Origin of the sequence: Photorhabdus sp. RM96S, assembly GCF_042879335.1 — a bacterium.
Classification (GTDB): domain Bacteria; phylum Pseudomonadota; class Gammaproteobacteria; order Enterobacterales; family Enterobacteriaceae; genus Photorhabdus; species Photorhabdus kayaii.
Window position 1 is genome coordinate 1 of the sequence record NZ_JBHFKT010000275.1, and the last position, 234, is coordinate 234.

1 protein-coding gene is annotated in these 234 nt (G+C 65.8%); it reads left to right on the forward strand.

Annotation, left to right across the window (positions count from 1 at the left end; translation table 11 throughout):
* The coding region (locus tag ACGF49_RS25330; protein WP_387493580.1) for a ShlB/FhaC/HecB family hemolysin secretion/activation protein at nt 1–234 on the forward strand (234 nt) is incomplete at both ends.

Below are 234 nucleotides of genomic sequence, written 5' to 3' on the forward strand. Positions count from 1 at the left end.
CGCAACGAACTGGACTGGCAAACCCCGCTGAAAGGGCAGTCGCTGTATCTGGGGATCGATTATGGCGAGGTGGGCGGCCGGGGCAGCGACGCGCTGCTCGGAAAACACCTGGCGGGGAGCGCCCTGGGCTGGCGCGGCAGCCTGAAAGGGGTGAGCTACGACCTGTTTGTCGGCGTCCCGCTGTCCAAACCCGCCGGTTTCCAAACTTCCCCCGTCACGGCCGGATTCAACCTG